The sequence below is a fragment of the Bergeyella zoohelcum ATCC 43767 genome, assembly GCF_000301075.1.
In the GTDB taxonomy this organism is placed as follows: domain Bacteria; phylum Bacteroidota; class Bacteroidia; order Flavobacteriales; family Weeksellaceae; genus Bergeyella; species Bergeyella zoohelcum.
Window position 1 is genome coordinate 1,454,879 of record NZ_JH932293.1, and the last position, 26,215, is coordinate 1,481,093.

Consider the following 26,215-nt stretch of genomic DNA (forward strand, 5'->3'; position numbering starts at 1 on the left):
CTTGCTTATATAGAAATATGGCAATAGCCTTTAAACCCCACCATTTAAATAAAAGCACCACAGGTGCGATTCCGCTGAAATAGTGAGGCATAACCATTGGGCAACGATGCTTTACTTCGTACAAAAAAATAATGGCAAGAAAGATTTCGGATGAATTAATTGATTTAAAAATCGTAGTGAATGGCGACGAAGCTCAAAAACGCGTAGCTGATTTGGAAAAAGAAAATGAAAAACTATCTGAAAGCCTGAGAGAACAAAAGAAGATTATGGAGAATCTTTCTCGGCAAAGAAAAAAAGATTCGGAAGAATATAAAAATGCTGAAAAAGAGGTAAAAAAACTTACTGAAGCTATAGCAGATAACAAAAAGATTATAGACATTGAAATACATGGTATGAATATCATGTCATTGACTATGCAACAATTACAAAAGAGAGCTAACGATTTAAGACATGTGCTGACTCATATGGCTCCAGGTACGGATGAATTTAAGGCAACCCAAGCCGAATTATCACAGATTAATACGCGTATAAATGAGCTTCGTTCAGGTTCTCGTGCAGCAACTAGTACGCTTAACAATCTAGCAGATAAATTCAATCACTATTCAGGAATGGCAGTAGCACTGTCTGCTACATTAGTAGGTGTAGGTATGAGCATTCAGTCCACCATTGATCTTAATAATAAGATGGCAGATGCTCAAACTGCTGTAGCTAAGACTACAGGGATGACCGATAAACAAGTAAAAGAACTTACTAATTCTTTTTCCGAATTCGATACAAGAACAAAAAACATAGACTTACTCAAAATAGCAGAAATAGGCGGTCGTCTTGGAGTACCAAAAAACGAAATCAAAGAATTTACCCGTGAAGTAGATAAGGCTTATGTAGCACTTGGCGATTCATTTAGTGGTGGAGTAGAAGCGGTGGCAAATAAGTTAGGAAAAATAAAAGGATTGTTTAGGGAAACGAAAGATCTGGATATGGCTACTGCTATTAATCAAATAGGTTCATCTATGAATGATCTAGGTGCTTCGGGAGCAGCTTCTGAAGAAAATATTGCTGAATTCACTGTGCGTGTAGGAGCCTTGCCAGATAAGCTAAAGCCTACTGTAGCGGAAGCTATGGCATTAGGTGCTGCATTTGAAGAAAGTGGTGTAGACGCAGAACGAAGTGCTACGGCCTATTCTAATTTTATAAAAACAGCAGCCACAGATACTGAAGGATTTGCTAGGATAATGAATGTTCCTGTTCAGCAGGTAAAGGATATGATTAATTCAGATCCTACAGAATTCTTTTTAAAATTCTCAGAGGGACTAAAAGGATTAGATGCTACGGAAGTATCTGCTATATTAAAAAGTTTAAAACTCAATGACCAATATTTAACCTCCATTGTAGGAGCTGCTTCTGAAAAAACGGAGCTATTCCGGAAATCTATTGAGAGATCTAACCAATCATTAACAGAAGCTACATCTTTACAAGAAGAATTTAATAAAGTAAATAATAATGCAGCTGCCATTTATGAGAAAGTACAGAAAAAGTTTTTGGGGATTTTCCAGACAGAAGCCGTTGCCAATACTTTGAATTGGCTGATAGAAATGTTCGGAAGACTATTAGGCGTTACTATCGATAATGGAGAAGAACAAAGTAAATTATCTAAAATACTTATTGGAGTAACAAGAATCATAGCAATTGTAGGAGCTGGAATTATTTCCACCAGCGTTGCAATGGCTTTATATAATGGCTTAATAAAAGAGAGCATAGTTAGAACTATAGCTTTGGAAGCAGTAGAAAAAGCAAGAATGTTAAGATTAAGGCTCATTACTATACTTCAGACAGGTTGGAATTTAGCTATAGGTGCAGGCGGTGCGGCTGTGGCAAAATTCATTTCTCTATTGGGATTTAAAACAATAGCCACAAATTTACAAACGGCAGCACAAACGAAATTAAATGCAGCAATGTCTGCAAATCCAATAGGAGCGGTCATTGCCTTAGTTGGTCTTTTGGTTACCGCTATTCTTACTTATAATAGCGTAATAGGGGATACAGAAAAGAAACAAAAAACATTAAATGATGTGATGAAAGATGCCACGGATAGGGCGGCAGATGAAACTTCTGCATTGGATATCCTCTATAAAAAAGCTACTGATGATAAACTTAGCAGAGAAGAAAGATTAAAAGCAGTGCAAAAGCTACAAGAACAATATCCTTCTTATTTCAAAGATATAAATGCGGAAATCATTATGAATGGAAAGGCAGCAGATAGCTATTACGCTTTGCGTGATGCTATTTTAGCATCTGCCAGAGCGGAAGCTATCAAAGATGAATTAAAAGAAAGACAAAAGGAAAGGCTTAAGAGAGATGAACAACTGAATCAAAAAATTGAAAATGAAAAGAAGAAATATACTGAATTGTCGTCTAATGAAAAGCACGAAGAAACCATTTATTTAGGTGGGGACGAATTTGGCATTGGTCAAACAGTAACTTTAAAGAATAAAGATTTAAAAGTAGCTAGTAAAAAGCGATGGACTAATTTAGTTGCACAGCAAATGAGAAATAAAATAGAAGATGAAAAAGCAGACTCATTTTTAACAGATGCTTTGGTTAAAGAAGAAAAAGCTTCAGCAAAATTAAGAGCAGATAAAGAAGCTGCCCTAAAAAAACAATTGGAAAAATCTAATTACATTGTTCCTACAAGCGGTGGAGATGCTACAGGAAAAGATCCAAAGAAAACTGAAGCGGAGCGAAGAGCCGAACAAGAAGCGATAAAATACAAAGAACAAAAGGATAAGCTGCTGAAAGAACAAGAAAAGTACGATGAGCAAAGTAAAGCCATTGAACTGAAAGCACGGGAAATGAGAATGGAACTGATGGAGGAGGGATATAATAAAGAATTGGAAAAAATACGATTAGAAGAAGCTAAAAAATTAAATGAACTGGAAAAACAAAAACATTCCGAAGCAGAACTGAAAAAGTTAGATGAAATAATTGCTAAAGAAACGGGGGAAGAAAAACAAAAGTTTGAAGCAATCAAAACCCAATGGCTAAAACATAACGCAGACCTTACCGAGCTTAAAAAGCAGGAGGAAACCATTTCAGCATTAAAGATTAAAGTTTTAAAAGAAAAATTCATCGCCGAAGACCTTAAAAGAGCTGAAGAAGTCTTTAATAAAAAGGTAATGGAGCAGAAGACAAAGGAAAATGAAATGATTGCTTCGTTGGAAACCGTCGAGCAACAAAAAGCCTTTCTAAAAGATAAAATCTCCAAAGATGAGTATAATAAAATTAGAACCTGGGAAGATGGCAAAAATGCCTTGCAAAAACATTACGCCAAAGAAAGTCTCAAAATACAGGAAGCATATATAAAAGAGCAGATTAAAAATTTGGCAGATATTCCAGATGCAGCACTTACACAGGAACAGGTAAAGGCCCTTGAAGGAATGAAGGCTAAATTGGCAGAAATAGGCGTAGAGTTAGGAGTTATAAGAGCAGGTGAAGCCCAAAACAGCCTTTCCACACTATCAGGATTTAGCGGTTCTGCAGATATTTTGGGATTGACACCAGAACAATGGGAAGCAATGTTCATTAATTGGGACACTTTGGAAGGTAAAATACAAAGAATAGGGGCTGCAATGAAAATTGCCCAAAACATTATGACATCTTATCATCAGTTCGCTAAAGCTAATCAAGAAGCTGAACTACGAAGATTTGAAGTAGCTCACGAAAGAAAAAAGAAAGCTCTAGAAACTCAATTAGCAGCAGGATTAATTTCTCAGCAAGAATACAAACATAAAACCATTGCTAATGAAAATGAATTAGCAATGAAAAAATGGCAATTAGAATTCGATGCCACAAAAAGAGAAAAAAATATGAAGATAGCAGATGCTGTTGGGAACACCGCATTAGCGGTAATGAATATTTGGTCCAAACATGCCAAAAATCCTTGGATGGCCGCTGCACTTACTGCTGTAGCTACTGCTATGGGAGCGGTGCAAGTGGCAACCATAGAAAGACAGCCACTACCAGAACCGCCAGTGGTGGTAGGTGCACAAAGTGGTTATTATCCTGTAATTCGTAAACAGGATGGCAAAATGTTCCAAGCTAAAAAGCAAGTAAGCAAGAGTGGTATTTATGATGAACCTACAATGCTGGTAGGTGAGCAAGGAAAAAACTTCCCTGAATTAGTAGTTTCCGGAAAAGCAATGAAGCGTATAGACCCTAAACTTAAGAAGGATTTTATGAATGAAGTTGCCCGGGTAGAAGGATTTGAAAAAGGATTTTATCCTCAATTAGTTATGGATTCCAAGACTTCTGATGAAGTAATGAAAAAGATATTGAATGCTTTAGAAAAAAATACTGAAGCATTAGAAAAATTAGAACGAAATGGGGTAAGAGGTGTTTTTGAAAAAAATGCCAGAACGGGTAAAGATCTCGAAGAAATGCAAAAAGAATACAGAAGATTAATAGAAAAAAACAAACATTAAAATGACAGATAAAAGCACTTACTTTATTTCTTACAATGTATCAACTGATGAGTTAGAAGGAGATTTAAGCATACAATGTAATCCTGCAGGAACAGGAGCAAATAAAAATTTAAAGTTTCATCCATCTACTACAGATTTATCTTTTTTAAAAACAGGTAATGAAACTTTTTCCATTCAAAAAGGAAGCAGTTTTGATACCTTAAAACACCGTTTATTAAATGGTGAACAAGTAAATTATCCTGCCAAAGAATTTTTGAGCACTGCTTTTAGTTCTCGTCCTGTTTATGATTTCAATGTAAATATTAAGGCTATAGCTAGTACTGGTTCTGAACCATTAAGTGTTTTCCCTACTGCTTTAAAATTTGATTTAGATCGCTCAAAAGGTGAATCAAAATCCAAAAGTGTTACTCTTTCAGTAGATAGTTCTACGGTAAGTATTTCTGCACCATATTGGCTTACAGTAGAGCCTATTGGTGGAAATCAAATTGAAGTAGTTACGGCTAATTCTGCCATGCTTTTCCCAGGTATATACACTGGGCAAGTAATTATCTCTGACAATGTAAATCAAGTTACTATTGATTTAATTATCAATGTTATAGAAGCAGAAGTTATTAATGAACTTGAGCAATATAATTTTTGCTTAGACGAAAATAAACTTTATTTTCATAAGTATAATCTGAATTCCAAATTCAAAAAAATTTCCATTCTTGGTACTCAAGATATTTTGGGAAATATCATTTCTTTTTCAGAGCATTATCATGTGATGTATTTTAATGAAAAAGCCGAAATTGATGTTGGGAAAAAAATACATCAGTTTATTAAGAGAAATGAATTACTTTTATTAAATGCTCCTTTAAAATCTCATACGATGAAGCCCATTAAAGTGGAAATACATCTTGAAGATCTTGATGAAAAATTCAGTTCATTAGATAAGGTAAAATTAGGAGATTTTTACTTTTACCCTGGGAAACGACCAAAATGTTATCCCTTACTCACCAATCACAAATTTAGACGAAGAGTAACAGGGTCTAAATTGTTAATTCCCTATGTGGAAGGAGAAATTCATCCGTTTGCTTGGGGAGTTCTTCAGACTATCGTAAATGGTACTCATAGAGAAGTGAGTACATTAAAAATAACGGATGAGAACATGAATTTTCCTAAAAAGAAAAATTTTGGAACGGTAAAAGTAGTTACATTTCCAAAGACCAAACATGTAATTCATGTTCAGTGGTTGAATCAAAATTATTGTTCTGAATGGGCATCTTTTACAGGAGAATACCAAGTAAAAGGTAGTTTTAATCATACTATTTCTAGAAGCGTTTTCTCCGATAAAATAAAAAAATACGATTCGGAAAAAGAAAAGGTCATCGAAATTAATACGGGTTTCATTTTAAAAGATGAAATTTCGATGATAGAAGAAATGATGGAATCTCCATTAGCGTTTATAGAATTAGAAGATAGAATATTAAAATGCATTCCTAATTCTGAAAAAATAAATGGCGAAGATAGTACAGCCCAATTAATTGCCTTTGATTTACAACTATTAATTATTGATGAAATATGGAAGTGATATTTTATTCTGATAAAGGTATTTTAAATCTTTCTTCTTTGAAAATTTCTTTTCAAGAAGAAAATTCTAAACTAAATGATAAGCAACTTACCAAATTTACATTTCCATTTGAAGTGTATATGGATGATGATTTCATCCGAACTTTTGGTGATTATATTAGCCATGAAAATATTGATTTAGAAAAGTTTATCAATGGGCATTTACTTTTTGAAGGGAAAATGTACGAAGCAAAACTTGAAATTATCAGTATTGAAGGTATTTTTCTCACGGGGCAAATAGATTTTGGGTTTGACCAAATTCCTAATTATGATAAAAAACTTTCAGAACTTCCTCTAGAGGTTTTAGAAGTAACGGATATTTATAATCATGCGGCTGATATAGTATCTAAAAAATTTCCTGAAACTAATTACAATTTCCCAAGAATATACACTAATAAATACAGTCCTACAGAAGTAATGTGGGATGCTTTTGAAGGGTATTATAATCATACCATTATAGAAAATGGTGAGTTGAAATTTGCTAAAAATGTTTTTCCTACAGAGCAAAATAACTGGACAATAGATAATGTGAACATCATACATCCATGTCCTTATTTACTCTATTTATTGAGTATAGGCTTTGCAGATGCGGGATATGAGCTTAAGGGAGATATTTGGTTAGATGAGAATATAAAGGATAAATGGGTTTTTTCAGGAGGACAATATTTCAAAAATCAATGGATATTAAATAAAGAAGTATTAAGGATTAATAAAAGTCAGTACAAAACAAAGAATATTATTAAAAACCCTCCTAAAACTTATGGAGAATATATATATGAAGGCATTTTTACCATTGAAAAAGCTGATGAATATAGATTAGATTTCCATTTCTCGGCATCTCAGCCCACATGGGTAGCACCCCGTATTATTTATTTAAAAATAGAAATAGATGGGATAGTTACTGTGGTTCCCACCAATAATGAGTTTGATTTTTCTAAATCTCATTTTTTTAATATTCAAAATCCTAATACTCAGGTAAAAGTTACATTTAGGTATGATATGGAATTAAGAAGTGGAACCGTGGGCGGTTTTCATGGAAGCGGCTCGGGAACAGATCCTGTAATTCCTGAAATTCTTGTTGCACATCTTCGTTCTCAGTCTGCTCAACAGACTGATAGTAATGAAAATGCAGAAGAATATAGAGTAGTTATAAATGAAAATAAAATAGATCTTAAAAGGGCAGTTCCAGACATGACATTTAGTGAGTTAATAAATATTATTCAGAATTGGTTTAATTACGATTTAACAATCATAGATAAAAATGTTTATATGAACAAAGTGGTTTCTCAAACCACTCCAATACCAAAAGATTTTAGAAAATATGAAATACTAAAGCCTAAAAGAACTCTTCAGGTAGATAAGTCTTTTTTATTGAAATTCATGGACTTTGATGAAGGTTATAAATTGGATTCAGTTTTTTATGATAAAAACGGAATGAAGCTCAATGGGAAAGAAGAAAAGGAAACAAAAGTAATTGAAATCAACGGATATGTAATGCCAGTAGCAAAAGCGAAAGAAAATCATACTGCAACGGCTCATGTTAAAAAAGATTCGGATACTATACTTTCATTAGTACATTACGAAGGTTTAGTGAATGGAATTAATAATGCCACTTATCCTACTGGAACTACTTTCCCTATTCTATTCAAAAATTATTGGGAAAAATGGCTGAATCAAAGAGTAAACAATGAGGAATATTCTTGGAATTTTATAGCCAATATCTCTGAATTTAGCCAATATGATATATCCCACTATTTGTATTGCTATTCAAAAAAACATATTATCAAAAGAATAAATAAAGATAAGATAGGAGATAATACCTATCAAATAGAAATAACCACCGAAACGATAAAATAGTATGTCTCCGACATTAATGTCGGAGACATACTAATCAAGCAGTTTCATAGATTTTATAGTCTCTGACTCCACAATGTGTACATAAACCATTGTGGTTTTTATATCGGAATGAGCTAAAAGAATTTGTAAATCTTCCACTTTTCCACCACGACGAAGATAATTAGTGGCAAAAGTATGTCTAGCAATATGACAAGTAACATGCTTTTTAATTCCAAGAAAAACAGCTATTTCTTTGATAGTTTCATTGATAGTTTTTGCTGTTACTTTGTTAATAAAAAGTTCAGGATCATGGGTCAAGATCTTTTTACATGTTTCATTGGTCATTAATATTTGTTGTTTTTTTGATTTTTGATTCCAAAAGTTAAAAAAATCTTCATTCAACTGTTCTCTTTTGAGCCTGAGTAAGTCATTTATTCTCAATCCTGTCATACAATTAAATAGAAAGTATCCAAGCGTTTTTTTATGACTCTCCTTAATGAAGTTTGAAAAATAATATTCTTTCATTCTTTCTACTTCTGCTAGAGAAAGATTCGTCCTATGGCTTCTATGTTGCCTGATTTTTATTCGTTCTAAGTCAATATTTATGATTAGTCCTCTTTTCTTTGCTAATTTAATATAGTGTTTTATCACTTTTATATTACTATCAATGGTTGCTTCTTGATTGCCTAATTTAGTAGCTAGATATTGTCTATATTTAGCTATAAAAAGTTCATTTATATCTGCGAATAAAATATTCTGTTTGTATTTTTTCAGTTTTTTAAGTACGGATTCATGGTTTTTTATTGAATTTTCTTCCATCAACTTTAAACTCATCTCGTATTCTACAAAAGATATAAAATCAATAGTAAGATCAGGTCTTTTTAAGAGATCTGCACATTTATCGACTGTAAGAATTTGATTACTCAATCTGAATTGAATTTCTATTTCGTTAATTCTAGATTCAATGTTTTTAAGAATAAGATTATAATCAAAATGATTCTCGCATTTTTTTGAAATTCTTTGTGTGCTTTTTGACCATTCACTTGGAGTAATGAATAAGTTAATAGGAATTCTTTTTCGTTGCTTATGAATATAAAGGTTCAGATAAAGAGGACATTTCCCTTCTTTATTAACATAAGATTTTTTTAGAAAAAAAGAGTACTTCATAGCTTCCAATTTATTGGGGCTATGTCTCAATATGTCTGTATTTACTAGCATTTAAAGGTATTTAAATTTAAAATACCGTTGGTCAAATGCTTTTTTTGTCACCCAAATAAAAGCATGGGGACAAGAGTGGTGACAAAATATGGTTTAATCTTTATAAATTAACCCCCCTCATAATTTTGTAAACTACTCACCTTTAATTAAATGAGGACTAACATTAAATGAAAGTCCTCATTGAAAAACTATATATCGTGAACGCGGGAGGAGTCGAACCCCCAACCTTTAGAGCCGTAATCTAACGCTCTATCCAATTGAGCTACGCGTCCCTTTGTTTTTGCGTTTGCAAATATAAGAATTATTTCTTTACTTTGGTACATGAAATCTACTTTTTTTTATTTTTTTATACTTTTTGGCTTTCTTAGCTGTGAAAAGAAACCACAAACTATTACCGATACAGAAATAAAAATCTCTGAGAGACTGTCTTTTAGCCATAAAAAAGAGGGTATAAACATCCAAAGTGGTACGATGAGACATTTTATTGATAATAAGAGTTTACCTTTAGAGAACATCATTTTGCTTAATTCCAGTCTCATCGGTTATTTTGAGATGCTAGACGCTTTAGACCAAGTGAAAGGGGTGACCTCTCCACAATATATTTATAGCCCATCTGTGCATGAAAGAATACAGAAAGGAACTATACAAGTCATTGGTAATGAACAGAAAATAGATATAGAAAAAATATTATCTCTGCAACCTGATGCCGTTTTTTCTAATTATATTGCTACACAGGAAAATGTGTATTCTGTACTTAAAAATAATGGAATAGAGGTTATTTTCATCGATGAGTATTTAGAACAAAATCCTCTAGAAAAATCTGCGTATATACAATTATTTGGTGCACTGCTAGGGAAAAAAGAATTGGCAATAAAGCAATACAATGCCATAGAAAAAAAATACAATACACTCAGAGAAAAAGTGAAAAAATCCCAAAATGCACCTCTCGTAATGACCAATGAGATGTATGGGAATATATGGTATATGCCGGGTGGAAATTCGTTTTTGGCAAAAATCATCTCTGATGCAGGTGGAAATTATCTCTTGAAAGATAATAGAGAAGTAGGCTCTGTATCCATGTCTTTTGAACAAGTGATATTAGACGCTAAAAATGCTCATGTTTGGGTAAATGCTGGGGCTTATTCTTCTAAAAAAGAGCTACTAGCTGTACATCCACAGTATCAGTTAATTCCCGTGGTTAAATCTGGTAAAGTTTATTCACTGATGAAAGCACAAAAGGGAAGTGCCAATAATTTTTTCGAGCAAGGTAATGTAAGAGCAGACCTTGTACTAAGAGATTATATCACAGCATTTCATCCGCATATTTTTCCTAAAGATAGTCTTACTTTTCTACAAGAATTGGAATGAGATTTTCTGTATATTTGCACAAAAATGCTTTGAAAATATGTGGAAATTCATAAAAAGGGTAGTACTAATAGGTCTTTTAGCACATATTATTTTTATTTTTTCTGGAAAATATTTTAATCCACCTTTCACCATTACGCAGTTGGGAGGACTCATGGAATATGGAAAATTAGAAAGAAACTATATCTCATACGAGGAAATGGGAACGCAGATAAAAAAAGCAGTCCTTGCCTCTGAAGACCAATTGTTTTTTCAGCATAATGGCTTTGATATCAAAGCGATAGAAAAGGCATTTAAAGACAATGAAAAAGGAAAAAAACTGAAAGGCGGAAGTACTATTTCACAGCAAACAGCTAAGAATATTTTTCTTTGGCAAGGAAGAACTTGGACGAGAAAAGGATTAGAGACCATCTATACTTTCATCATTGAAAAACTTTGGGGCAAAGAAGTGATTTTAGAAAGATACCTCAATTCCATTGAAATGGGACAAGGCGTTTTCGGTGTAGAGGCGGCTTCCCACTATTATTTTAATAAATCTGCTAAAAATCTCACCAAGAGTGAAGCTGCATGGATAGCGGCTGTATTACCCAATCCTAAAAAATATGATCCTAAAAATCCTACACCTTATCTTCGTAAGAAGCATAAATGGATTATGAAGCAGATGAACCATATTTCTATACCATAAACTGAAAAGATGATTTTATCCAATCAACAATCATTGCAAACTATTTTCACCAAATATTTCGAATTTAAAAATGACACTCGTGCATTAGAAGCTCTTATTGAGGTTTTTAAAGTGGTTCGAAAACATGATTTCAATGATGTATTGTCTCTTTTAAAGGCAAATACAGAAATTACCGAAAATTTCACTTATTATATTCACAATATTTTTAGGGAAAGACATTTTAATATTTCCCTGACAGAAGCCAATATTCTTTCGGAAAACGGTTTTTTTCCCGAATTAAAAAAAAGAATCCTTAATTCCGTTCTTCCCAATGTGGAAAATGAAAATTCTATTTGGTATTTATTTGATAATATATCCATTAGGCCACACGCAGATTTTAAATTTTTAGCATCTGTTCCCGAAGAAAAATTCTTTGAACTGATGCAGCTCTTGGGCTTTGAAAAACTTATTACTCAGAAGTTTGTAAAAAATGAATTGTATTTATCTGCCAATGTTTTAGCATGGCGTGCTATAGGGAATGCCTTAGATGTAGAAATTATCAATATGGCTCCTGAGTACAAAGATTTTGATAACCCTTTCATGGCGTTGCAAGATGAACTGGATATTCTAACTGCAAAATTCCAAGAAAATCCAGATTTCACATTGCATTCTAAAGAAGAACACTATAAGCAAATTAGAATTTATCTTACACAATGTCATAATTTTATAGATACCGCTTATAAAAATGTGGATAAAAAAGGGATTTCGGGTAAAATTAATCTTTCATTATTAAAAATTCGTCAGCAGCTCAATAGAATTTCTGAAATCATAGACTTGCTCATTATTGATGAAGAAAAAGACATACTATCAAAAGGTAGAAAACTGATTTATAACACCATAGAATATAAATCTCATAAAAATAATATTGCTGAATTATTTAATGATTCTACTCGGCTCATTTCGCATTTGATTACTAATCACACTGCTGAAACAGGGAGACACTATATCGCAGCTAATATTAAAGATTTTGTCAAAATGTTTTGGAAAGCCAGTGGGGGTGGAGTAATTGTAGGTTTTCTCTGTGTACTGAAAATGCTTTACTCTTATGGAGAAGGTAGTGAATTTTCTCACGCTTTTATGTATGCTTTTAATTACGCTATGGGGTTCATTATCATTTATTTAATGGGATATACTCTCGCTACCAAACAACCCGCAATGACTGCCTCTACCATGGCAAAAGTACTCAGTGAAGGAAATAATAATAAACCTAACTACAGGGAGTTTTCTCACCTCATTGCACAGCTTTCTAGAACACAGTTCATCGCTTTTGTGGGCAATGTATTATGGGCATTTCCGGTATCTTTAGTCCTCATTTATGGTTTAGATGTCTTGCTCAATCATAATCTTTCTGCGGCCAAATCTAGCTCATTACTCAAAGATCTTAATCCTCTAGAAACTAGTCCTTTTCTTCATGCTTCCATTGCTGGAGTCTATCTCTTTATTTCAGGTATTATTTCTGGAAATATCGGGAATAATTCAGTCTATTACAGGATTCCTGAAAGAATAGCTAAAAATCCTACACTCAGATTAGTTTTTGGGACTAAAGTGGCAGAAAATTTATCTAAATTTTACAAGAAAAATTGGGCAGGTATTGCTTCTAATTTTTGGTTTGGGGTATGTTTAGGCGTTACGGGGTCTATTGGTAAATTTTTAGGCTTAGACTTGGATATCAGACACATCACTTTCGCGGCGGGTAATTTTGCGTTAGGGCTTTATGGTAAAGATTTTGAAATTTCGCTCAATTTATTTTTGGTTTGTGTAGCCACTATTGGACTTATTGGTTTCTTTAATTTCATTGTAAGTTTCGGATTGTCTATGATTCTGGCACTTCGCTCCAGAAAGGTGAGTTTAGGAAGAACAGGAGACATTTTTAAGGATATTTTCACTTATTTCATAGAAAAACCATTGATTTTCTTTTTCCCTATTCCTTCTAAAGAAATGGACGAAAGAGTAAATAAAGTCATCGGTAGAAATATTAACGAATGATGAGCGTATGAAATGTGCCTTCGCCAAACTCTGCGTTAAATTTTGCTAAATAAAAATCAGAACGCATCCTAAAATCGTTTTTGAGTAACGGCGATGCAATGCTTATGGTAAGAGTGCCACTTTGATAATCCACTTTTTTTATTTCAGTAAATAAGGAAGCATCTAAATATTCTTCCAAAAATTTCTTTACCTCAAAAGCGAATAGCTTGTCTTCAAAGCCATATTTTCTGGCAATGATTTGCACCAATTCGGAGGCAGAAAAATCTCTTTTTTTCTTAGTCATGACAAATGAAAAATTTGTGCTTTTGCATCTATTTTATGTACTATTTCGCTGGTTCTCTCTAGGTGCGTATCGGTGATAAAAATTTGTCCAAAATTTTCTTTACTCAGTAAATCAATAAGATTTGCCACTCGGGAATCATCTAGTTTATCAAAAATATCATCTAAAAGTACAATAGGATTTTTTCCTGTAAGTGATTTTATCCTAGCTATTTGAGCTAATTTTAATGCAATGAGAAAAGATTTTTGTTGCCCTTGAGAACCTGTTTTTTTAATGGGTAAACCATTCATTGCGAAAAGCAAATCATCCTTATGAACTCCTTTTCCTGTATAGGTGAGGATTTTGTCTTTTTCCAGATTTTGGTACAACACCTCTTGCATAGTTGTTACTTTGTCATCTTCCTCTAAATTAGAAATATAAGATACATTTATTACTTCGTTTCCTCCAGAAAGAATGGTATAAAACTGCTGTACAATGGGAGATAATTCCGCAATGAATTTCTTTCTTTTTTGGAAAATATTGTTGCCATTATTTGCTAAAGGTTCATCATAGATTTCCAGAGAATCTTTATCAAAAATTCGATTTTTATAGAAATATTTCAGTAGTGCATTTCTTTGTTGGAGTGCTTTTTGGTATCCCATAATTTGATGAAGATATTCACTATCCGTTTGTGAAATCATGGCATCCATAAATTTTCTACGGCTTTCTCCAGAATCCGAAATGAGATTAGAGTCATACGGTGAAATCATCACACTAGGTAAATAACCGATATGATCGGCCAGCCTTTCATAAGGTTTATCATTTTTTCTAATGATTTTTTTAGCTTCTTTCTGATAAGAAATAGTAAGTGCATCTTCGGTTTCTTCGCCTAAAATTTCCGCACGAATAGAGAAAAAAGCCATTCCCTCCTCTTCTTGTTGTCTAAAATAAATATTTTGGACATCGCTACTTCCTAAAAAGCTTTTTCCTACAGAGAGATAGTGTAGGGCATCCAGTACATTAGTTTTACCCATTCCATTATTCCCTACAAAGCAATTGATTTTCTCTGAAAATTCAAAATCTTTATAGAGATGATTTTTAAACTGGGTAATATTTAATTTTTTAATAATCATAGTGATATTTTTCTCTATGAAGATGAATTCATTGCTTGTTTTTCAAAAGTCTTCTGGGTAAGATACGCGAAAATTTTACCGATGATGAAGCCCATAATAGCCCCTGTAAGAATATCTAATGGAAAGTGTACTCCTAAGTAAATTCTACTGTACGCAAATACAGAGGCCCAAAGAAAAATAATTACCCCGAAGCCCTTTGCTTTTTCTTTCAAAAAATGAGTGAGAAAGGTAGCGATAAAGAAGGAATTAGAAGCATGTGCAGAGTAGAAACTAAATTGCCCTCCACAAGTTACCTCTCTAATCAGTCCTTCCAAAGTTTCATCATGACATGGACGAAGCCGCCCTATACCTGTTTTGAAAATATTAGTCAGCTGGTCACTTACTGCAATGCCCAATCCTATGAAAATAAGGAAATAAAGTAGTTTTTTCCAGCCATAGTTTTTTACCAAAAGATATAATGCCGTGGTAAATAAGGGAAGCCATATCCATACTTTAGTTGCTGTAAGCCAAAAAGAATCAAAAGATTCACTTCCTAATGTATTGAGGAAAATAAGTGCATTTTTGTCTTGAAGGATAATTTCTTCCATATCTATTTTCGGCTTACTGGGCCAGAATATTCATCGTCTAAATGATTCGGTTTTTTAGGATTTTCATCCTCTATAGAAAGTGGATTTTCTAAATCTGAAAGTGGATTATACTCATTTGCAGCATTTTTCACTTTTTCTATTTCTCTTTTAATTTCAGATATTGGATTATCCGTTTCCTTAAGAATTTCCGTTTTAATGTCCTCTACTGCTCCTTTCATTTTACGCACACCCGAACCCAAATCCCTTGCGATACTTGGGATTTTATCAGGACCAAATAATATGATGATGAGTAAGGCAATGACCATTACTTCTGTAAAACCAACTTCCATTTTGCGAAGTTACGATTTTTTTTAGAAATGATTTTAAATAGACTTTTATGTTACAAATTTTCACCTATAAATGCTTAAATTTGTAGTCTAATTTTATAATATAATACAATGTCAAAAAAAGCAATATTAGCCATTCTGGATGGATGGGGATTAGGAACCAATCCTAAGGTTTCAGCAATAGACCAAGCCAATACACCTTTTATGGATAGCCTTTATAAAGAATTTCCTCACACGCAACTCCAAGCAAGTGGAATGGCGGTAGGGCTGCCTGATGGACAAATGGGAAACTCTGAAGTAGGACATACCAATTTGGGGGCTGGTAGGGTAGTGTACCAAAATCTTGTTCGTCTTAATATGGCAGTAGAAAAAGAAACCCTAGGTGCTGAAAAGCCTATTACAGCAGCTTTTGACTATGCAAAGAAAAATCATAAATCATTACATTTCATAGGATTAGTTTCTGATGGGGGGGTACATGCTCATATCAATCATTTAAAAGGATTATTAAAAGCCGCTTTTGATTTTGGACTAAAAGACAATGTTTTCGTACATGCTTTTACAGATGGTAGAGATTGTGACCCGAAATCAGGCTACGGTTTTATTTCTGATTTACAATATGCGATGGAGCAGACTACTGGAAAACTGGCCAGTGTAACGGGAAGATATTATGCAATGGATAGAGATAAACGCTGGGAGAGGGTAAAGCTAGCCTACGATGCCATGGTAAATGGTGTAGGAGCACTCACTAAAAACCCTTTAGAAGCAATAGAAAACTCATATAAAAATGATGTAACAGATGAGTTTCTAATGCCAATTATTCATACCGAAGATGGCATTAACCCAGTTGCTAAAATCCAAGATGGGGATGTGGTAATTTGCTTTAATTTCAGAACGGACAGAGGAAGGGAAATTACGGAAGTACTCACCCAAAAAGATTTTCCAGATTTTGGAATGAAAAAATTAGAGCTAAAATACATTACACTTACTAATTATGATAGTTCTTACCAAAATGTAGAAGTAGTCTTTGATGAAGAAGTGCTTAGTGAAACCATGGGAGAAGTATTAGAAAGAAATGGAAAAACGCAAATTCGTGTAGCAGAAACCGAGAAATATCCGCATGTAACTTTCTTTTTCTCAGGTGGTAGAGAGGCTGAGTTTAAAGGAGAAAAACGCATCCTCTGCCCAAGTCCTAAAGATGTACCTACTTATGACCTGAAACCTGAAATGGCAGCATACGATATTACTGAAAAAATTATTCCTGAAATAGAAAATAAAACCGCTGATTTTATTTGTCTAAATTTTGCCAATACAGATATGGTAGGGCATACAGGCGTATTTAGTGCGGCTGTAAAAGCTGCAGAGGTAGTAGATGAATGTATAGGTAAAGTGGCCACTGCTGCGTATGAAAATGGTTATGCCGTATTCATCTTAGCAGACCATGGAAACTCAGACTATATGGTAAATCCTGATGGCTCACCTAATACGCAGCATTCTGTAAATTTAGTTCCGTTCATTGTAATGGATAAGGATAAGACATGGGAGCTTAAACCTCTAGGAAAATTGGGAGATGTAGCCCCTACTATACTCAGTGTAATGGGCATAGATATTCCTAACGAAATGAGTGGAAATATAATAGCGGAATAATAAACTGTACCATGTATAATGTACGAAGTACAATGATATGATTTAGAATATTTTAATATACAATCTTTATATGTTTAATACTTATATTTTGCTTCGTATTTTCTACAAACAACACTGGAATCAGGTGAATATCGTTCCAAATTTTTATAGAAATTAATTCCATTTTTAATTATGCGACCTTTTGGGTCGCATTTTATTTGGAGGTTATTTTAATATTATCTTTTGAAGAATTTGCATAGATAAGATTAGGGGGAATTGCCCAAATAATGGTCAGTCTATTTTCATTCTTTCCGTTGTCTTTTCGGTTTTTTGGCTTCCTCTTGGGCTTTCAGCTGCTCTTGCTCTCGTTGAGCATTTTCCAGCCAAGGATTATTACTTTGATATTGTTCTTCGGGGTAGTTAGGACTCTCCTCAAAAATATCTTGCCATTTTTGGAGTCGGTCACGCGTATTCCAGTTGAACCCCTGAAGAAATCGTTTTTCGTTGTCTATCTTACTCATAGGGTAAGTTTCCGTTTGAGCACCGATATTACAGCTAAGAATCTGCATTTTTCTCTCTTCAAATAATGCTTCTATAATACCACAAGTGGATAGCGTAACGCCTATTCTTACTTTATCTAGGGTATTATTAGATTTTCTTTTCTCATCATCTACAAATGCTATAGACTGTCCATTTCCAATGACTTTTGCTAGTTTTACTTCATTGCCTTCATAGTACACCGTCATGAATTTGCCTTTCACTTGGTTAAATTCATCATCATTACTTATAGAATCCACTTTGCTAATAGCGAAAGCATTGTCTATGATTTTTAGAGAGTCTATTTGTTCTTTTTCAGTGTTAAAATACCCTTCTATTTTATCTCCTGAAACTTGTTTTGCACCGCTCCAAGCAACAGGTTTTCCGAAAAGATGAAGAACGCCATCGGTTTCATCAAAAGCCAAAGAATCAGCCCTTGCTTGGATGTTAGATTTAAAAAATCTAGATTGACGGTAGGCTCTTAGATAGCTCTTTTTTACTTGTACTGAATCTATTTTTTGAAAGGCAATGATTTTTTCTGCGGAAAAATAGATAGAATCTTTTTCTAAAATTTTCACAGCATAAGGTTTCTGCGTAACCATTGCCGAATCTTTTAGCTCATAAATCTCACCATACCCTCCTTTAATGAATCTATTTTCTTTAGGGTCATTGAGTATTACCTCGCCTTTTGCATTGCCATAGTGGGTACTTTGATTATAGTACATGGTGTTCCCTCTCAAGGTCTTACCATTATAAAAAATGATAGAGTTTTTCAGCAAGTGTACTTCTTTAGAGTTTTGGTGATATGTTCCTTTCTCTGTGTACACTCTATTTTGAGGATTTTTTCTATTAATAATCGTGGTAGGCCCGCTAAATTCTGCAATATTGGTAATTTGATTTTGAAAAATTTGTCCTCCTTCTAAAATATAGTCTTTATTTTCTATTTTAGTATTTCCATCCAAAGAAATGGTTCTAGCGCTGATATGATAAGTTCCTATTTTAGTATATATGGTACTTTGTCCATTGGTAATAGTTCCTCCGGTATTAAAATAGGCTTTATTGGCCAGTCTATCGTAGTACAAAGTTTCTGTACGGATGGTCTGTGTAGGATCTGTAAGCATCACATTTTTCCTTGCCAATCCTTTTTCTGTTTCGCCATCATATTCCATTTCTTGGGAAGTAATGACAGAACCATCAGCATTTAATAACTTTACATTACCAATAGCTTTGACAAAGTTTTGCTCTTGGTACCAAATTACCTTATCAGCAGAAAGCCTAGAGCCTTGGTGTTCAAATACCACATCTCCCTCGAAATAAGGGTTTCCATCAAAGTTAGTATCTTTTTTTACGCTGTTGGCATGTACCAATTTCACTTTGGGAGCCTCTTCTTTCTGAGTTTTAGAAGTGGAACTAAAAAAAGGATCTTTTGAAGTGACCAATCTCGGCTGAGTACTAATTTGTCCCCAGATATGAAAGCTGATGAAAAAGAAAAATATAAAGTAACGATTCATTAGTCCTTTTTCGTACCGTAAAGATAAAGGGAATGTGCATCTATTTTTACGCCAAAAACTTGCTCTATTGATTCTTTGATGGTTTGGATTCTAGGGTCACAAAATTCTATGATTTCCTCAATCTCCTTATCGCTATCTTTTTTGTAAATCACAAGATGATCATGCTGTTTATCAAAATAAGATTTTTCATAAGAAGAAGATGACGAATTTTTCTCATCAAACTGATGTTTGCGGATGAGCCCAGCATCTAAGAAAATCTCTATCGTATTATAGATAGTAGCCTTAGAGACATGATATTTCTTTTGGAGCATTTGCAGATAGAGATCATCCACATTAAAATGGTGATCCAATCTGTAAATTTCTTCCAAAATAGTATATCTTTCAGGTGTATTTCTAAACCCTTTTTCCTGAAGGTACTGTCGCAAAACGGACTTCGTTTGCTCAATATTTTTTTCTAATTGTTCTTCGTTAGTAATCATTAATACAAAGATAAGAAATAATTACATTATATCCATCCTAAATTAAAACAGAGAAAATTTAAGTAAACTGTAAAAACAAAAACAAGAAATTTGAATAACCAAATAATAATTGATCAATTCTAGAAATTACATTTTCCCATTTTTTTATTCAATGGCTGAAGCTTTCCTTTCAATTTTCAATTCTCATCTGCCTTTTTGTCCATTTGATAGACTATGGCAAAACTTTTGACAAAACACCACCATAAAACAATGATATTATGTCTGAAAATAAAGCATCTCAAGAAGAGCATCTACAAAATGAAGTAGAGAATAAAGAAATAAACACAGAAGAAACTACAGAAAATTTGTCACAAGAGAGAAGTACGGAAGAAATTTTGGCAGAAGAAAAAGATCGTTACATTCGTCTTTATGCTGAATTTGAAAACTATAAAAAAAGAACAGCAAAAGAAAGAATGGAGTTTTTCCAATACGCAAATCAAGAAATGATGATTTCCATGCTGGGTATTTTAGATGATTTCGAAAGAGCATTGAATGAAATGACCAAAAATGGAAACGAAGAACAGCTGAAAGGCGTGGAACTTATTTACCAAAAATTTAAGTCTAAATTGGTAGAAAAAGGACTCAAAACCATAGAGGTAAAAGCAGGAGATGATTTTAATGTGGATTTCCATGAAGCTATTACTCAGATTCCTGCACCTTCAGAAGAGTTAAAGGGAAAAATAGTAGATGTCATAGAAACAGGCTATACGCTGAACGAAAAAATTATTCGTTTTGCTAAAGTGGTAACAGGAAATTAATTCCTATTTTTCTACAATAACAAAAAATAATTATGTCAAAAAGAGATTATTACGAAGTTTTAGGAGTTGCAAAATCTGCCACAGCAGATGAAATAAAAAAAGCCTATAGAAAACTTGCCATCCAATATCACCCTGATAAGAACCCTGGAGACAAAGAAGCCGAGGAAAAATTTAAGGAAGCGGCAGAAGCCTATGAAGTATTAAGCGATTCTAATAAAAGAGCCCGATATGACCAGTTCGGGCACGCAGGAACGCAAGGTGCAGGTGGCTTCGGCGGTGGTTTCGGTGGCGGAATGAGCATGGAAGATATCTTTGCACAGTTCGGAGATATTTTTGGTGGTGGATTCGGCGGTTTTGGCGGTGGATTTGGTGGTGGCAGAAGACCACAGCAAGTGAAAGGCTCTAACCTCCGTGTAAGAATCAAGCTCAATTTAGAGGAGATGGTAAGTGGTACCCAGAAAACCATTAAAGTAAAAAGAATGAAAGCCGCTGCGGGGGCTACCTCTAAAACTTGTCCTACTTGTAATGGTAATGGTGTACAAATAAAAGTGATGAATACCATGTTCGGGCAAATGCAGACGCAAACAGAATGTGGTACCTGCCATGGACTAGGAAAGGTAGCAGATCATATCCCAGCAGGAGCCAATGCTCAAGGGCTTATCAAAGAAGATGAAGAAGTAGCCATTAATATTCCTGCGGGAGCCAGAGAAGGAATTCAGCTCAGCGTAAGAGGAAAAGGGAATGATGCTCCTTTTGGAGGTATTCCAGGGGATTTATTGGTAGTAATAGAGGAAGAAGAGCATCCAGAAATTAAAAGAGAGAATGATAATCTTCATCAGGAAATCTACATCTCTTTTGCCGAAGCCGCTTTAGGTACTTCCAAGGAAATTTCTACCGTTAGCGGAAGAGTAAAAATTAAAATTGATGCAGGAACCCAATCGGGGAAAATCCTCAGATTAGCAGGAAAAGGGCTTCCTAGCTTGGAAGGGTATGGAAAGGGAGATATGTTCGTTCATATTAATGTATGGACACCCCAAAAACTTTCTCCTGAACAAAAGGCATTTTTTGAAAAACAAATTCAAGATGGCGAAATGCAAGCCGAGCCTTCTGGGAAAGAAAAAACATTTTTTGATAAAGTAAAAGATTTATTTAGCTAAATAAAAATCCCCAACCTTTATAAGTTGGGGATTTCTTTTTATCGTTGTGGAGGATAATTTTTCATAATTTCTGCCACTATTTCAGGAATTTGCTTTCGTTTGGTATTCGGTCTATCCACTGCTATTCCGCTTCCTATTCCTTGCCAAACTAATTTTTGGGTTTTGCTATCTACAAAATCAAAAATCAATGCCCCCTCATTATAGTTGGAAGACCATGTTCTGTTCATCCCAATACCCCAACCCAATGGACCTCCCCAGCCAAATCCTCCATATATCCCCATTGGAGAATGCATTCTGATGTCTGTTATTTTCTTATGATTTGCCTTAACATTGACTATAATGTCTGGATTTTCTCCTGGCTGTAAACCTTTGGACTGCAACTGTCTAGAAAGTTCATTAAGCACTCTGTCCTTGTCTAAATCATTGAGTTTTAGATCATCTATTCTCAATTTATAAGTTCGGTATTGATTAAAATTTGCGGTAGCAGCATAGTCTGTTCTTACCTGAAATGGTGAACATGCAGTGAGTGCCAATGCAGAAACCATTACCGCTGCGAATAATATTTTTTTCATATCGTTTTTATTTTATAGTTTTCTTTTTGTTAAATGAATCCGTTTTCCTATCATAGCCATAAGGGCAATGCTTACAGCCATTTTTACAGCAATATCCTCGCTTGAGATGAAAAGCCTCAGTGAAGACTTTATAACCATTCTCATTGTAGTAAAAATCAATATTTTCTACCAATTCGTTCTTCTTTTCCATTTCAAAGGAAATTTATTACATTTGTTGAATGATAATTGTATGCCAAAGACTTCTCAAAAATACAAAAATTAATGCAATTACACTTTTTCCTTTTATTTTACTTAAAAATCAAAAGGGTAGGGGAGATAGAGTACTGATGAATCATGAGAAAATTCACTTTCGTCAGCAGCTTGAAATGCTTGTGGTGCCATTTTATATTTGGTATGTGATAGAGTATTGGATGCATTGGTTTCGATTAAAAGATGCATATAAAGCATACAGAGCCATTTCGTTTGAAAAAGAAGCCTACGCTCAAGAATTTAATTTTTCCTATTTGAAACAACGAAAATTTTGGCAGTTCATCCAATATTTATGAATACTATTTCCCCATTTTCATCATATTTTTCAGTACCGATTCAGGAGATTCTTACTTTCCATGAGGTTACGCTTTGTATGAAAAGAGAAGACTTAATCCACTCAGGGATTTCGGGCAATAAATTTTGGAAACTCTACCATAATATTGAAAATTATCGATTAAAGCATCCTTCTAATCCATTCATCATCACTTTTGGAGGTGCTTTTTCTAATCATATTGTAGCCACCGCTTATGCAGGAAAAATAGCCAATATCCCTACTTTGGGCATTATCAGGGGAGAAGAATTAGAAGCAAATTTTACAGAAAATCCCTCGCTGGCATTGGCATCTTCATTAGGAATGAAATTTCAATTCGTGAGTAGAGAAGCGTATAGAGATAAAAAAAACATCGAAAAAGGATGGATGGCTCATTATCCAGACGCCATAATCATTCCAGAAGGAGGTACCAATTTGGCCGCCGTGGAAGGCATTAAAAATATGCTTAATACATCAACCAAAGATTTTGATTACCTTTGCACCGCTGTAGGAACAGGAGGAACTGTTTCGGGGCTGAGTAAATACGCAGAGGAACATCAGAAAATATTAGGTTTCCAAGTAGTAGAAGACCCTTCTATTGTACAGGTTATCCATGATTTATCAGGAAGAGATAATGTACAGCTATTTACTACCGAACCCAAGGGATATGGAAAATTTGATGAAAAACTCATAGCCTTTATCAATGAATTTTATCAAAAATACCAAATTCCATTAGACCCTATTTATACAGGTAAAATGATGATGAAACTATTTCAGCTTATTGAAAACGATTATTTTGTGCCTAAGACTAAAATTCTCGCTTTTCATACTGGTGGAATACAAGGCGTATTGGGAGCCAATCAATTATTAAAAAAGAAAAAGAAATTAACCATTGATTTTAATCCATTGCAAATATGAAAAAATTGATGTTGAGCTTTTTGGGAATGATTGCTACTTGTAGCTTCGCCCAAACATGGAAAACAGAAGACCAATACATTCAGAAATTTGCCCTTATGGCGGTGGAACAAATGCAAAAATATAAGATTCCTGCTTCCATTACTTTGGCACAAGGCTTATTAGAAACTGGTGGAGGACAGAGCAGACTGGCAAGGGAAGGGAATAACCATTTCGGAATTAAATGTAAAAATGATTGGACAGGAAAGACCATGAAACACACTGATGATGCACCGAATGAATGCTTCCGTGTGTATGATGATCCTGCACATAGCTACGAAGATCATTCCTTATTCTTAGTCAATAGAAAACACTATGCTAAACTTTTCACCTTGGATATGTTGGACTATAAAGCATGGGCTCATGGGCTGAAAAAAGCAGGCTATGCTACCAATCCAAGATATGCTTATGCATTGATTTCTAAAATAGAAAAACATACCTTACAAGCGTTTGATAGGCTTACTCCAAGGGAAGTAAAAGAGGCTTTGCTGAAAAAATACCCTGCCTTATCCGAAGATTCTACTTTTATGGCACAAGGAAAAAGCAAAGAAAAGAAGGAGAAACCTACTACACTCAGAGTGCCTTATCAGCAAGGAGCGTATTCTAAAATAGTGAAAGAAGTAGAAAAAAAACAAGCAGAACTGCTGAAAAACAGAAAACTTACCGATGAATTATTGGTAAGAAATCACCCCAATGGTGGACTAAAATACATCGTGGTGCCTCAAAACATGGACTTAAAGCTGATAGCAGACAAATATGAAATTCCAATGATGAAACTCCAAAAATGGAATGAATTAAATAGAACCCAACTAAATGCCAAGGAAATCATCTTCTTAGAAGCTAAAAATAGCGAGGGGAGTGTGCCCCATTATACTACTATAAAAGGGGATACCATGCATAGTATAGCTCAAAAGTTTGGAATCAAAATTGATAAACTTTATAGTAAAAATGATATGATTCCAGGTTCAGAACCCAAAATAGGAGAACTCATCTATCTCCAAGGAAGAAAACCGAAAGGATAAAAAAATAAAACGCTTTTTCATAAGAGCGTTTTTTTATTTTCATAAATTTGTACAACCAATTTTTTAAAAAAAGATTCATGCGATACCAAAGAAGTTCTGCTTTATTTCAAGAAGCACAAAAATACATCCCTGGAGGCGTAAATTCCCCAGTAAGAGCATTCAAGTCTGTAGGGGGAGTACCCGTTTTTATGCAATCAGCAAAAGGTGCTTACCTTACCGATGTAGATGGAAACCAATACATTGATTATATTAACTCTTGGGGACCTGCAATTATAGGTCATGCCCACGAAATGGTAGTGGAAGCAGTAAAAAAACAAGCCGAAAGCGGTTTTTCCTTTGGAACACCTACCGAGCTGGAAACAGAGATAGCGAAACTCATTACCGAAAGAATTAATGGAATAGACCAAATCCGTATGGTTTCCTCTGGAACAGAGGCTTGTATGAGTGCCATTCGCTTAGCAAGAGGATTTACAGGGAGAGACAAAATCATTAAATTTGAAGGATGCTACCATGGACATTCAGATGCTTTTTTAATCAAGGCGGGAAGTGGTGCCATTACTTTTGGAAATCCTAATTCACCAGGGGTTACACAAGGTACAGCAAAGGATACGCTACTGGCAAGGTACAATGATTTAGAACAAATAGAAGCATTATTCCAAAACAATGAAGGAGAAATAGCGGCCATCATCATAGAGCCTGTGGCAGGGAACATGGGCTGCGTATTACCAGAAAATAATTTCTTACAAAATCTGAGAAAAATATGTGATGAAAACGGTACACTACTTATTTTTGATGAAGTAATGACAGGTTTTAGATTGGCATTTGGAGGAGCTCAAGAACGACTGGGAGTAAAGGCAGATATTGTGACCTATGGAAAAGTCATTGGTGGAGGAATGCCCGTGGGAGCTTTTGCAGCACGAGAGGAAATTATGGACTACTTGGCACCTAAAGGTGCAGTATATCAAGCAGGTACACTCAGTGGGAATCCATTGGCGATGCGTGCTGGACTAGAGACACTGAAAATCATTTTATCCGAAAAAGATTTTTATCTATCATTAAACGCACAGACAGAAAAACTGGCTAGTGAAGTAGCGAAAGCATTGGATGAAAAAGGAATTCATCATTGCATCAATAGATTAGGCTCTATGATGAGCGTATTTTTTGATGTAGATAAAGTTCAAAACTTTGATGAAGCTCAAAATGCCAATCACCAGAAATTCAATCAATTTTTCCATCACTTGTTAAATAATGGAATTTATTTGCCTCCGAGTGGTTATGAAACATGGTTTATTTCATCTCATATCCAAGATGCAGAGATAGAAAAAACAGTGGAAGCAATAAGGTCTTTTTAGAAATATATACCATAAAACTTTGCTCCCTCGTATTTTTTCTTAAGACCATTCCAAAATGCTTTGCCAAAGTTTTTTAGTACTTTGGCAAAGCATCTAAAAGCGGTGAAAATCACTGAATTCATTTTCTTATTT

22 protein-coding genes and 1 tRNA gene are annotated in these 26,215 nt (G+C 34.3%); 13 read left to right on the forward strand and 10 right to left on the reverse strand.

Annotated elements, in window-relative coordinates; all coding sequences use genetic code 11:
• Positions 1-131: 131 nt before the first annotated feature.
• From HMPREF9699_RS06730 to HMPREF9699_RS06740, 3 genes are read left to right on the forward strand one after another with little or no spacing between them, the layout of a single operon-like run.
• Positions 132-4,478: a phage tail tape measure protein gene (locus HMPREF9699_RS06730; protein WP_002663508.1), complete on the forward strand. Its 4,347-nt coding sequence runs from the start codon at positions 132-134 to the stop codon at positions 4,476-4,478.
• Position 4,479: 1 nt separating this feature from the next.
• Positions 4,480-6,048: a hypothetical protein gene (locus HMPREF9699_RS06735; RefSeq protein ID WP_002663511.1), complete on the forward strand. Its 1,569-nt coding sequence runs from the start codon at positions 4,480-4,482 to the stop codon at positions 6,046-6,048.
• Entirely contained in the window at positions 6,039-7,943 is a 1,905-nt protein-coding gene (locus HMPREF9699_RS06740; protein ID WP_002663513.1) for a hypothetical protein, read from the forward strand. Before HMPREF9699_RS06735 ends, HMPREF9699_RS06740 begins: the two co-directional genes overlap by 10 nt.
• A gap of 30 nt (positions 7,944-7,973) precedes the next feature.
• On the opposite strand, the gene HMPREF9699_RS06745 is transcribed toward HMPREF9699_RS06740, so the two are convergent.
• Together HMPREF9699_RS06745 and HMPREF9699_RS06750 are read right to left on the reverse strand one after the other, a co-directional pair.
• Entirely contained in the window at positions 7,974-9,140 is a 1,167-nt protein-coding gene (locus tag HMPREF9699_RS06745) for a site-specific integrase (protein WP_002663515.1), read from the reverse strand.
• Between the two features lie 198 nt (positions 9,141-9,338).
• Positions 9,339-9,412, reverse strand: a tRNA-Arg gene (locus tag HMPREF9699_RS06750).
• A gap of 199 nt (positions 9,413-9,611) precedes the next feature.
• Here HMPREF9699_RS06750 and HMPREF9699_RS06755 point away from each other — a divergent pair.
• Genes HMPREF9699_RS06755 through HMPREF9699_RS06765 form a run of 3 tightly spaced genes read left to right on the forward strand, consistent with a single transcriptional unit; the run spans position 9,612 to position 13,215 of the window.
• Positions 9,612-10,508: an ABC transporter substrate-binding protein gene (locus HMPREF9699_RS06755; RefSeq protein WP_245946028.1), complete on the forward strand. Its 897-nt coding sequence runs from the start codon at positions 9,612-9,614 to the stop codon at positions 10,506-10,508.
• A gap of 37 nt (positions 10,509-10,545) precedes the next feature.
• A complete protein-coding gene (mtgA, locus tag HMPREF9699_RS06760; protein WP_002663519.1) occupies positions 10,546-11,190 on the forward strand; it encodes a monofunctional biosynthetic peptidoglycan transglycosylase in 645 nt (214 codons plus the stop codon).
• A gap of 9 nt (positions 11,191-11,199) precedes the next feature.
• Positions 11,200-13,215: a recombinase gene (locus tag HMPREF9699_RS06765; protein ID WP_002663521.1), complete on the forward strand. Its 2,016-nt coding sequence runs from the start codon at positions 11,200-11,202 to the stop codon at positions 13,213-13,215.
• On the opposite strand, the gene HMPREF9699_RS06770 is transcribed toward HMPREF9699_RS06765, so the two are convergent.
• The 4 genes from HMPREF9699_RS06770 to HMPREF9699_RS06785 are packed head-to-tail and all read right to left on the reverse strand — an operon-like array spanning position 13,205 to position 15,523.
• The gene (locus HMPREF9699_RS06770) at positions 13,205-13,498 is read right to left on the reverse strand and encodes a hypothetical protein (protein ID WP_002663522.1); all 294 of its coding nucleotides are present in this window, start codon (positions 13,496-13,498) and stop codon (positions 13,205-13,207) included. The genes HMPREF9699_RS06765 and HMPREF9699_RS06770 overlap by 11 nt on opposite strands.
• Positions 13,495-14,607: a DNA replication/repair protein RecF gene (recF, locus tag HMPREF9699_RS06775; protein WP_002663524.1), complete on the reverse strand. Its 1,113-nt coding sequence runs from the start codon at positions 14,605-14,607 to the stop codon at positions 13,495-13,497. Before recF ends, HMPREF9699_RS06770 begins: the two co-directional genes overlap by 4 nt.
• Positions 14,608-14,621: 14 nt before the next feature.
• Entirely contained in the window at positions 14,622-15,194 is a 573-nt protein-coding gene (locus HMPREF9699_RS06780; RefSeq protein ID WP_002663525.1) for a phosphatase PAP2 family protein, read from the reverse strand.
• A gap of 2 nt (positions 15,195-15,196) precedes the next feature.
• Entirely contained in the window at positions 15,197-15,523 is a 327-nt protein-coding gene (locus tag HMPREF9699_RS06785) for a Sec-independent protein translocase subunit TatA/TatB (protein WP_002663526.1), read from the reverse strand.
• Positions 15,524-15,631: 108 nt separating this feature from the next.
• On the opposite strand from HMPREF9699_RS06785, the gene gpmI reads away from it, so the two are divergent.
• The gene (gpmI, locus tag HMPREF9699_RS06790) at positions 15,632-17,164 is read left to right on the forward strand and encodes a 2,3-bisphosphoglycerate-independent phosphoglycerate mutase (RefSeq protein ID WP_002663527.1); all 1,533 of its coding nucleotides are present in this window, start codon (positions 15,632-15,634) and stop codon (positions 17,162-17,164) included.
• Positions 17,165-17,445: 281 nt separating this feature from the next.
• On the opposite strand, the gene HMPREF9699_RS06795 is transcribed toward gpmI, so the two are convergent.
• Positions 17,446-19,191: an OstA-like protein gene (locus tag HMPREF9699_RS06795; RefSeq protein ID WP_002663528.1), complete on the reverse strand. Its 1,746-nt coding sequence runs from the start codon at positions 19,189-19,191 to the stop codon at positions 17,446-17,448.
• On the reverse strand, positions 19,191-19,670 hold the full coding sequence (locus tag HMPREF9699_RS06800; RefSeq protein ID WP_002663529.1) for a Fur family transcriptional regulator: 480 nt from the start codon (positions 19,668-19,670) through the stop codon (positions 19,191-19,193). The genes HMPREF9699_RS06795 and HMPREF9699_RS06800 overlap by 1 nt, the downstream gene beginning before the upstream one ends.
• Before the next feature lie 257 nt (positions 19,671-19,927).
• On the opposite strand from HMPREF9699_RS06800, the gene HMPREF9699_RS06805 reads away from it, so the two are divergent.
• Together HMPREF9699_RS06805 and dnaJ are read left to right on the forward strand one after the other, a co-directional pair.
• Positions 19,928-20,467: a nucleotide exchange factor GrpE gene (locus HMPREF9699_RS06805; RefSeq protein WP_002663530.1), complete on the forward strand. Its 540-nt coding sequence runs from the start codon at positions 19,928-19,930 to the stop codon at positions 20,465-20,467.
• A gap of 32 nt (positions 20,468-20,499) precedes the next feature.
• A complete protein-coding gene (gene dnaJ / locus HMPREF9699_RS06810; RefSeq protein WP_002663531.1) occupies positions 20,500-21,624 on the forward strand; it encodes a molecular chaperone DnaJ in 1,125 nt (374 codons plus the stop codon).
• A gap of 38 nt (positions 21,625-21,662) precedes the next feature.
• On the opposite strand, the gene HMPREF9699_RS06815 is transcribed toward dnaJ, so the two are convergent.
• Together HMPREF9699_RS06815 and HMPREF9699_RS11055 are read right to left on the reverse strand one after the other, a co-directional pair.
• Positions 21,663-22,196 carry a DUF4136 domain-containing protein gene (locus HMPREF9699_RS06815; RefSeq protein WP_002663533.1) on the reverse strand — a complete coding sequence of 178 codons (534 nt, stop codon included), beginning with the start codon at positions 22,194-22,196 and terminating at the stop codon, positions 21,663-21,665.
• A 7-nt stretch (positions 22,197-22,203) separates the two neighbouring features.
• On the reverse strand, positions 22,204-22,386 hold the full coding sequence (locus HMPREF9699_RS11055; RefSeq protein ID WP_002663534.1) for a DUF5522 domain-containing protein: 183 nt from the start codon (positions 22,384-22,386) through the stop codon (positions 22,204-22,206).
• A 28-nt stretch (positions 22,387-22,414) separates the two neighbouring features.
• On the opposite strand from HMPREF9699_RS11055, the gene HMPREF9699_RS06820 reads away from it, so the two are divergent.
• The 4 genes from HMPREF9699_RS06820 to hemL all read left to right on the forward strand — a co-directional run bounded on the left by HMPREF9699_RS06820 (position 22,415) and on the right by hemL (position 26,083).
• The gene (locus HMPREF9699_RS06820) at positions 22,415-22,741 is read left to right on the forward strand and encodes a hypothetical protein (protein WP_002663536.1); all 327 of its coding nucleotides are present in this window, start codon (positions 22,415-22,417) and stop codon (positions 22,739-22,741) included.
• Positions 22,738-23,673: a 1-aminocyclopropane-1-carboxylate deaminase/D-cysteine desulfhydrase gene (locus tag HMPREF9699_RS06825; RefSeq protein ID WP_002663537.1), complete on the forward strand. Its 936-nt coding sequence runs from the start codon at positions 22,738-22,740 to the stop codon at positions 23,671-23,673. Before HMPREF9699_RS06820 ends, HMPREF9699_RS06825 begins: the two co-directional genes overlap by 4 nt.
• Positions 23,670-24,731 (forward strand): glucosaminidase domain-containing protein, encoded by a 1,062-nt coding sequence (locus HMPREF9699_RS06830; protein ID WP_002663538.1) that lies wholly within the window; start codon positions 23,670-23,672, stop codon positions 24,729-24,731. The genes HMPREF9699_RS06825 and HMPREF9699_RS06830 overlap by 4 nt, the downstream gene beginning before the upstream one ends.
• A gap of 77 nt (positions 24,732-24,808) precedes the next feature.
• Positions 24,809-26,083 carry a glutamate-1-semialdehyde 2,1-aminomutase gene (gene hemL, locus HMPREF9699_RS06835; protein WP_002663540.1) on the forward strand — a complete coding sequence of 425 codons (1,275 nt, stop codon included), beginning with the start codon at positions 24,809-24,811 and terminating at the stop codon, positions 26,081-26,083.
• Positions 26,084-26,215: the final 132 nt, after the last annotated feature.

Excerpts from the sequence above, each read along its gene's own strand:
- HMPREF9699_RS06740 (WP_002663513.1), top strand. The coding sequence starts at position 6,039 with ATGGAAGTGATATTTTATTCTGATAAAGGTATTTTAAATCTTTCTTCT.
- hemL (WP_002663540.1), top strand. The coding sequence starts at position 24,809 with ATGCGATACCAAAGAAGTTCTGCTTTATTTCAAGAAGCACAAAAATAC.
- HMPREF9699_RS06770 (WP_002663522.1), bottom strand. The coding sequence starts at position 13,498 with ATGACTAAGAAAAAAAGAGATTTTTCTGCCTCCGAATTGGTGCAAATC.
- HMPREF9699_RS06745 (WP_002663515.1), bottom strand. The coding sequence starts at position 9,140 with ATGCTAGTAAATACAGACATATTGAGACATAGCCCCAATAAATTGGAA.
- HMPREF9699_RS11055 (WP_002663534.1), bottom strand. The coding sequence starts at position 22,386 with ATGGAAAAGAAGAACGAATTGGTAGAAAATATTGATTTTTACTACAAT.
- HMPREF9699_RS06780 (WP_002663525.1), bottom strand. The coding sequence starts at position 15,194 with ATGGAAGAAATTATCCTTCAAGACAAAAATGCACTTATTTTCCTCAAT.
- HMPREF9699_RS06830 (WP_002663538.1), top strand. The coding sequence starts at position 23,670 with ATGAAAAAATTGATGTTGAGCTTTTTGGGAATGATTGCTACTTGTAGC.
- recF (WP_002663524.1), bottom strand. The coding sequence starts at position 14,607 with ATGATTATTAAAAAATTAAATATTACCCAGTTTAAAAATCATCTCTAT.
- HMPREF9699_RS06805 (WP_002663530.1), top strand. The coding sequence starts at position 19,928 with ATGTCTGAAAATAAAGCATCTCAAGAAGAGCATCTACAAAATGAAGTA.
- HMPREF9699_RS06795 (WP_002663528.1), bottom strand. The coding sequence starts at position 19,191 with ATGAATCGTTACTTTATATTTTTCTTTTTCATCAGCTTTCATATCTGG.
- HMPREF9699_RS06755 (WP_245946028.1), top strand. The coding sequence starts at position 9,612 with ATGAGACATTTTATTGATAATAAGAGTTTACCTTTAGAGAACATCATT.
- dnaJ (WP_002663531.1), top strand. The coding sequence starts at position 20,500 with ATGTCAAAAAGAGATTATTACGAAGTTTTAGGAGTTGCAAAATCTGCC.
- HMPREF9699_RS06730 (WP_002663508.1), top strand. The coding sequence starts at position 132 with ATGGCAAGAAAGATTTCGGATGAATTAATTGATTTAAAAATCGTAGTG.
- HMPREF9699_RS06820 (WP_002663536.1), top strand. The coding sequence starts at position 22,415 with ATGATAATTGTATGCCAAAGACTTCTCAAAAATACAAAAATTAATGCA.
- HMPREF9699_RS06765 (WP_002663521.1), top strand. The coding sequence starts at position 11,200 with ATGATTTTATCCAATCAACAATCATTGCAAACTATTTTCACCAAATAT.
- HMPREF9699_RS06815 (WP_002663533.1), bottom strand. The coding sequence starts at position 22,196 with ATGAAAAAAATATTATTCGCAGCGGTAATGGTTTCTGCATTGGCACTC.
- HMPREF9699_RS06785 (WP_002663526.1), bottom strand. The coding sequence starts at position 15,523 with ATGGAAGTTGGTTTTACAGAAGTAATGGTCATTGCCTTACTCATCATC.
- gpmI (WP_002663527.1), top strand. The coding sequence starts at position 15,632 with ATGTCAAAAAAAGCAATATTAGCCATTCTGGATGGATGGGGATTAGGA.
- HMPREF9699_RS06735 (WP_002663511.1), top strand. The coding sequence starts at position 4,480 with ATGACAGATAAAAGCACTTACTTTATTTCTTACAATGTATCAACTGAT.
- HMPREF9699_RS06800 (WP_002663529.1), bottom strand. The coding sequence starts at position 19,670 with ATGATTACTAACGAAGAACAATTAGAAAAAAATATTGAGCAAACGAAG.
- HMPREF9699_RS06825 (WP_002663537.1), top strand. The coding sequence starts at position 22,738 with ATGAATACTATTTCCCCATTTTCATCATATTTTTCAGTACCGATTCAG.
- mtgA (WP_002663519.1), top strand. The coding sequence starts at position 10,546 with ATGTGGAAATTCATAAAAAGGGTAGTACTAATAGGTCTTTTAGCACAT.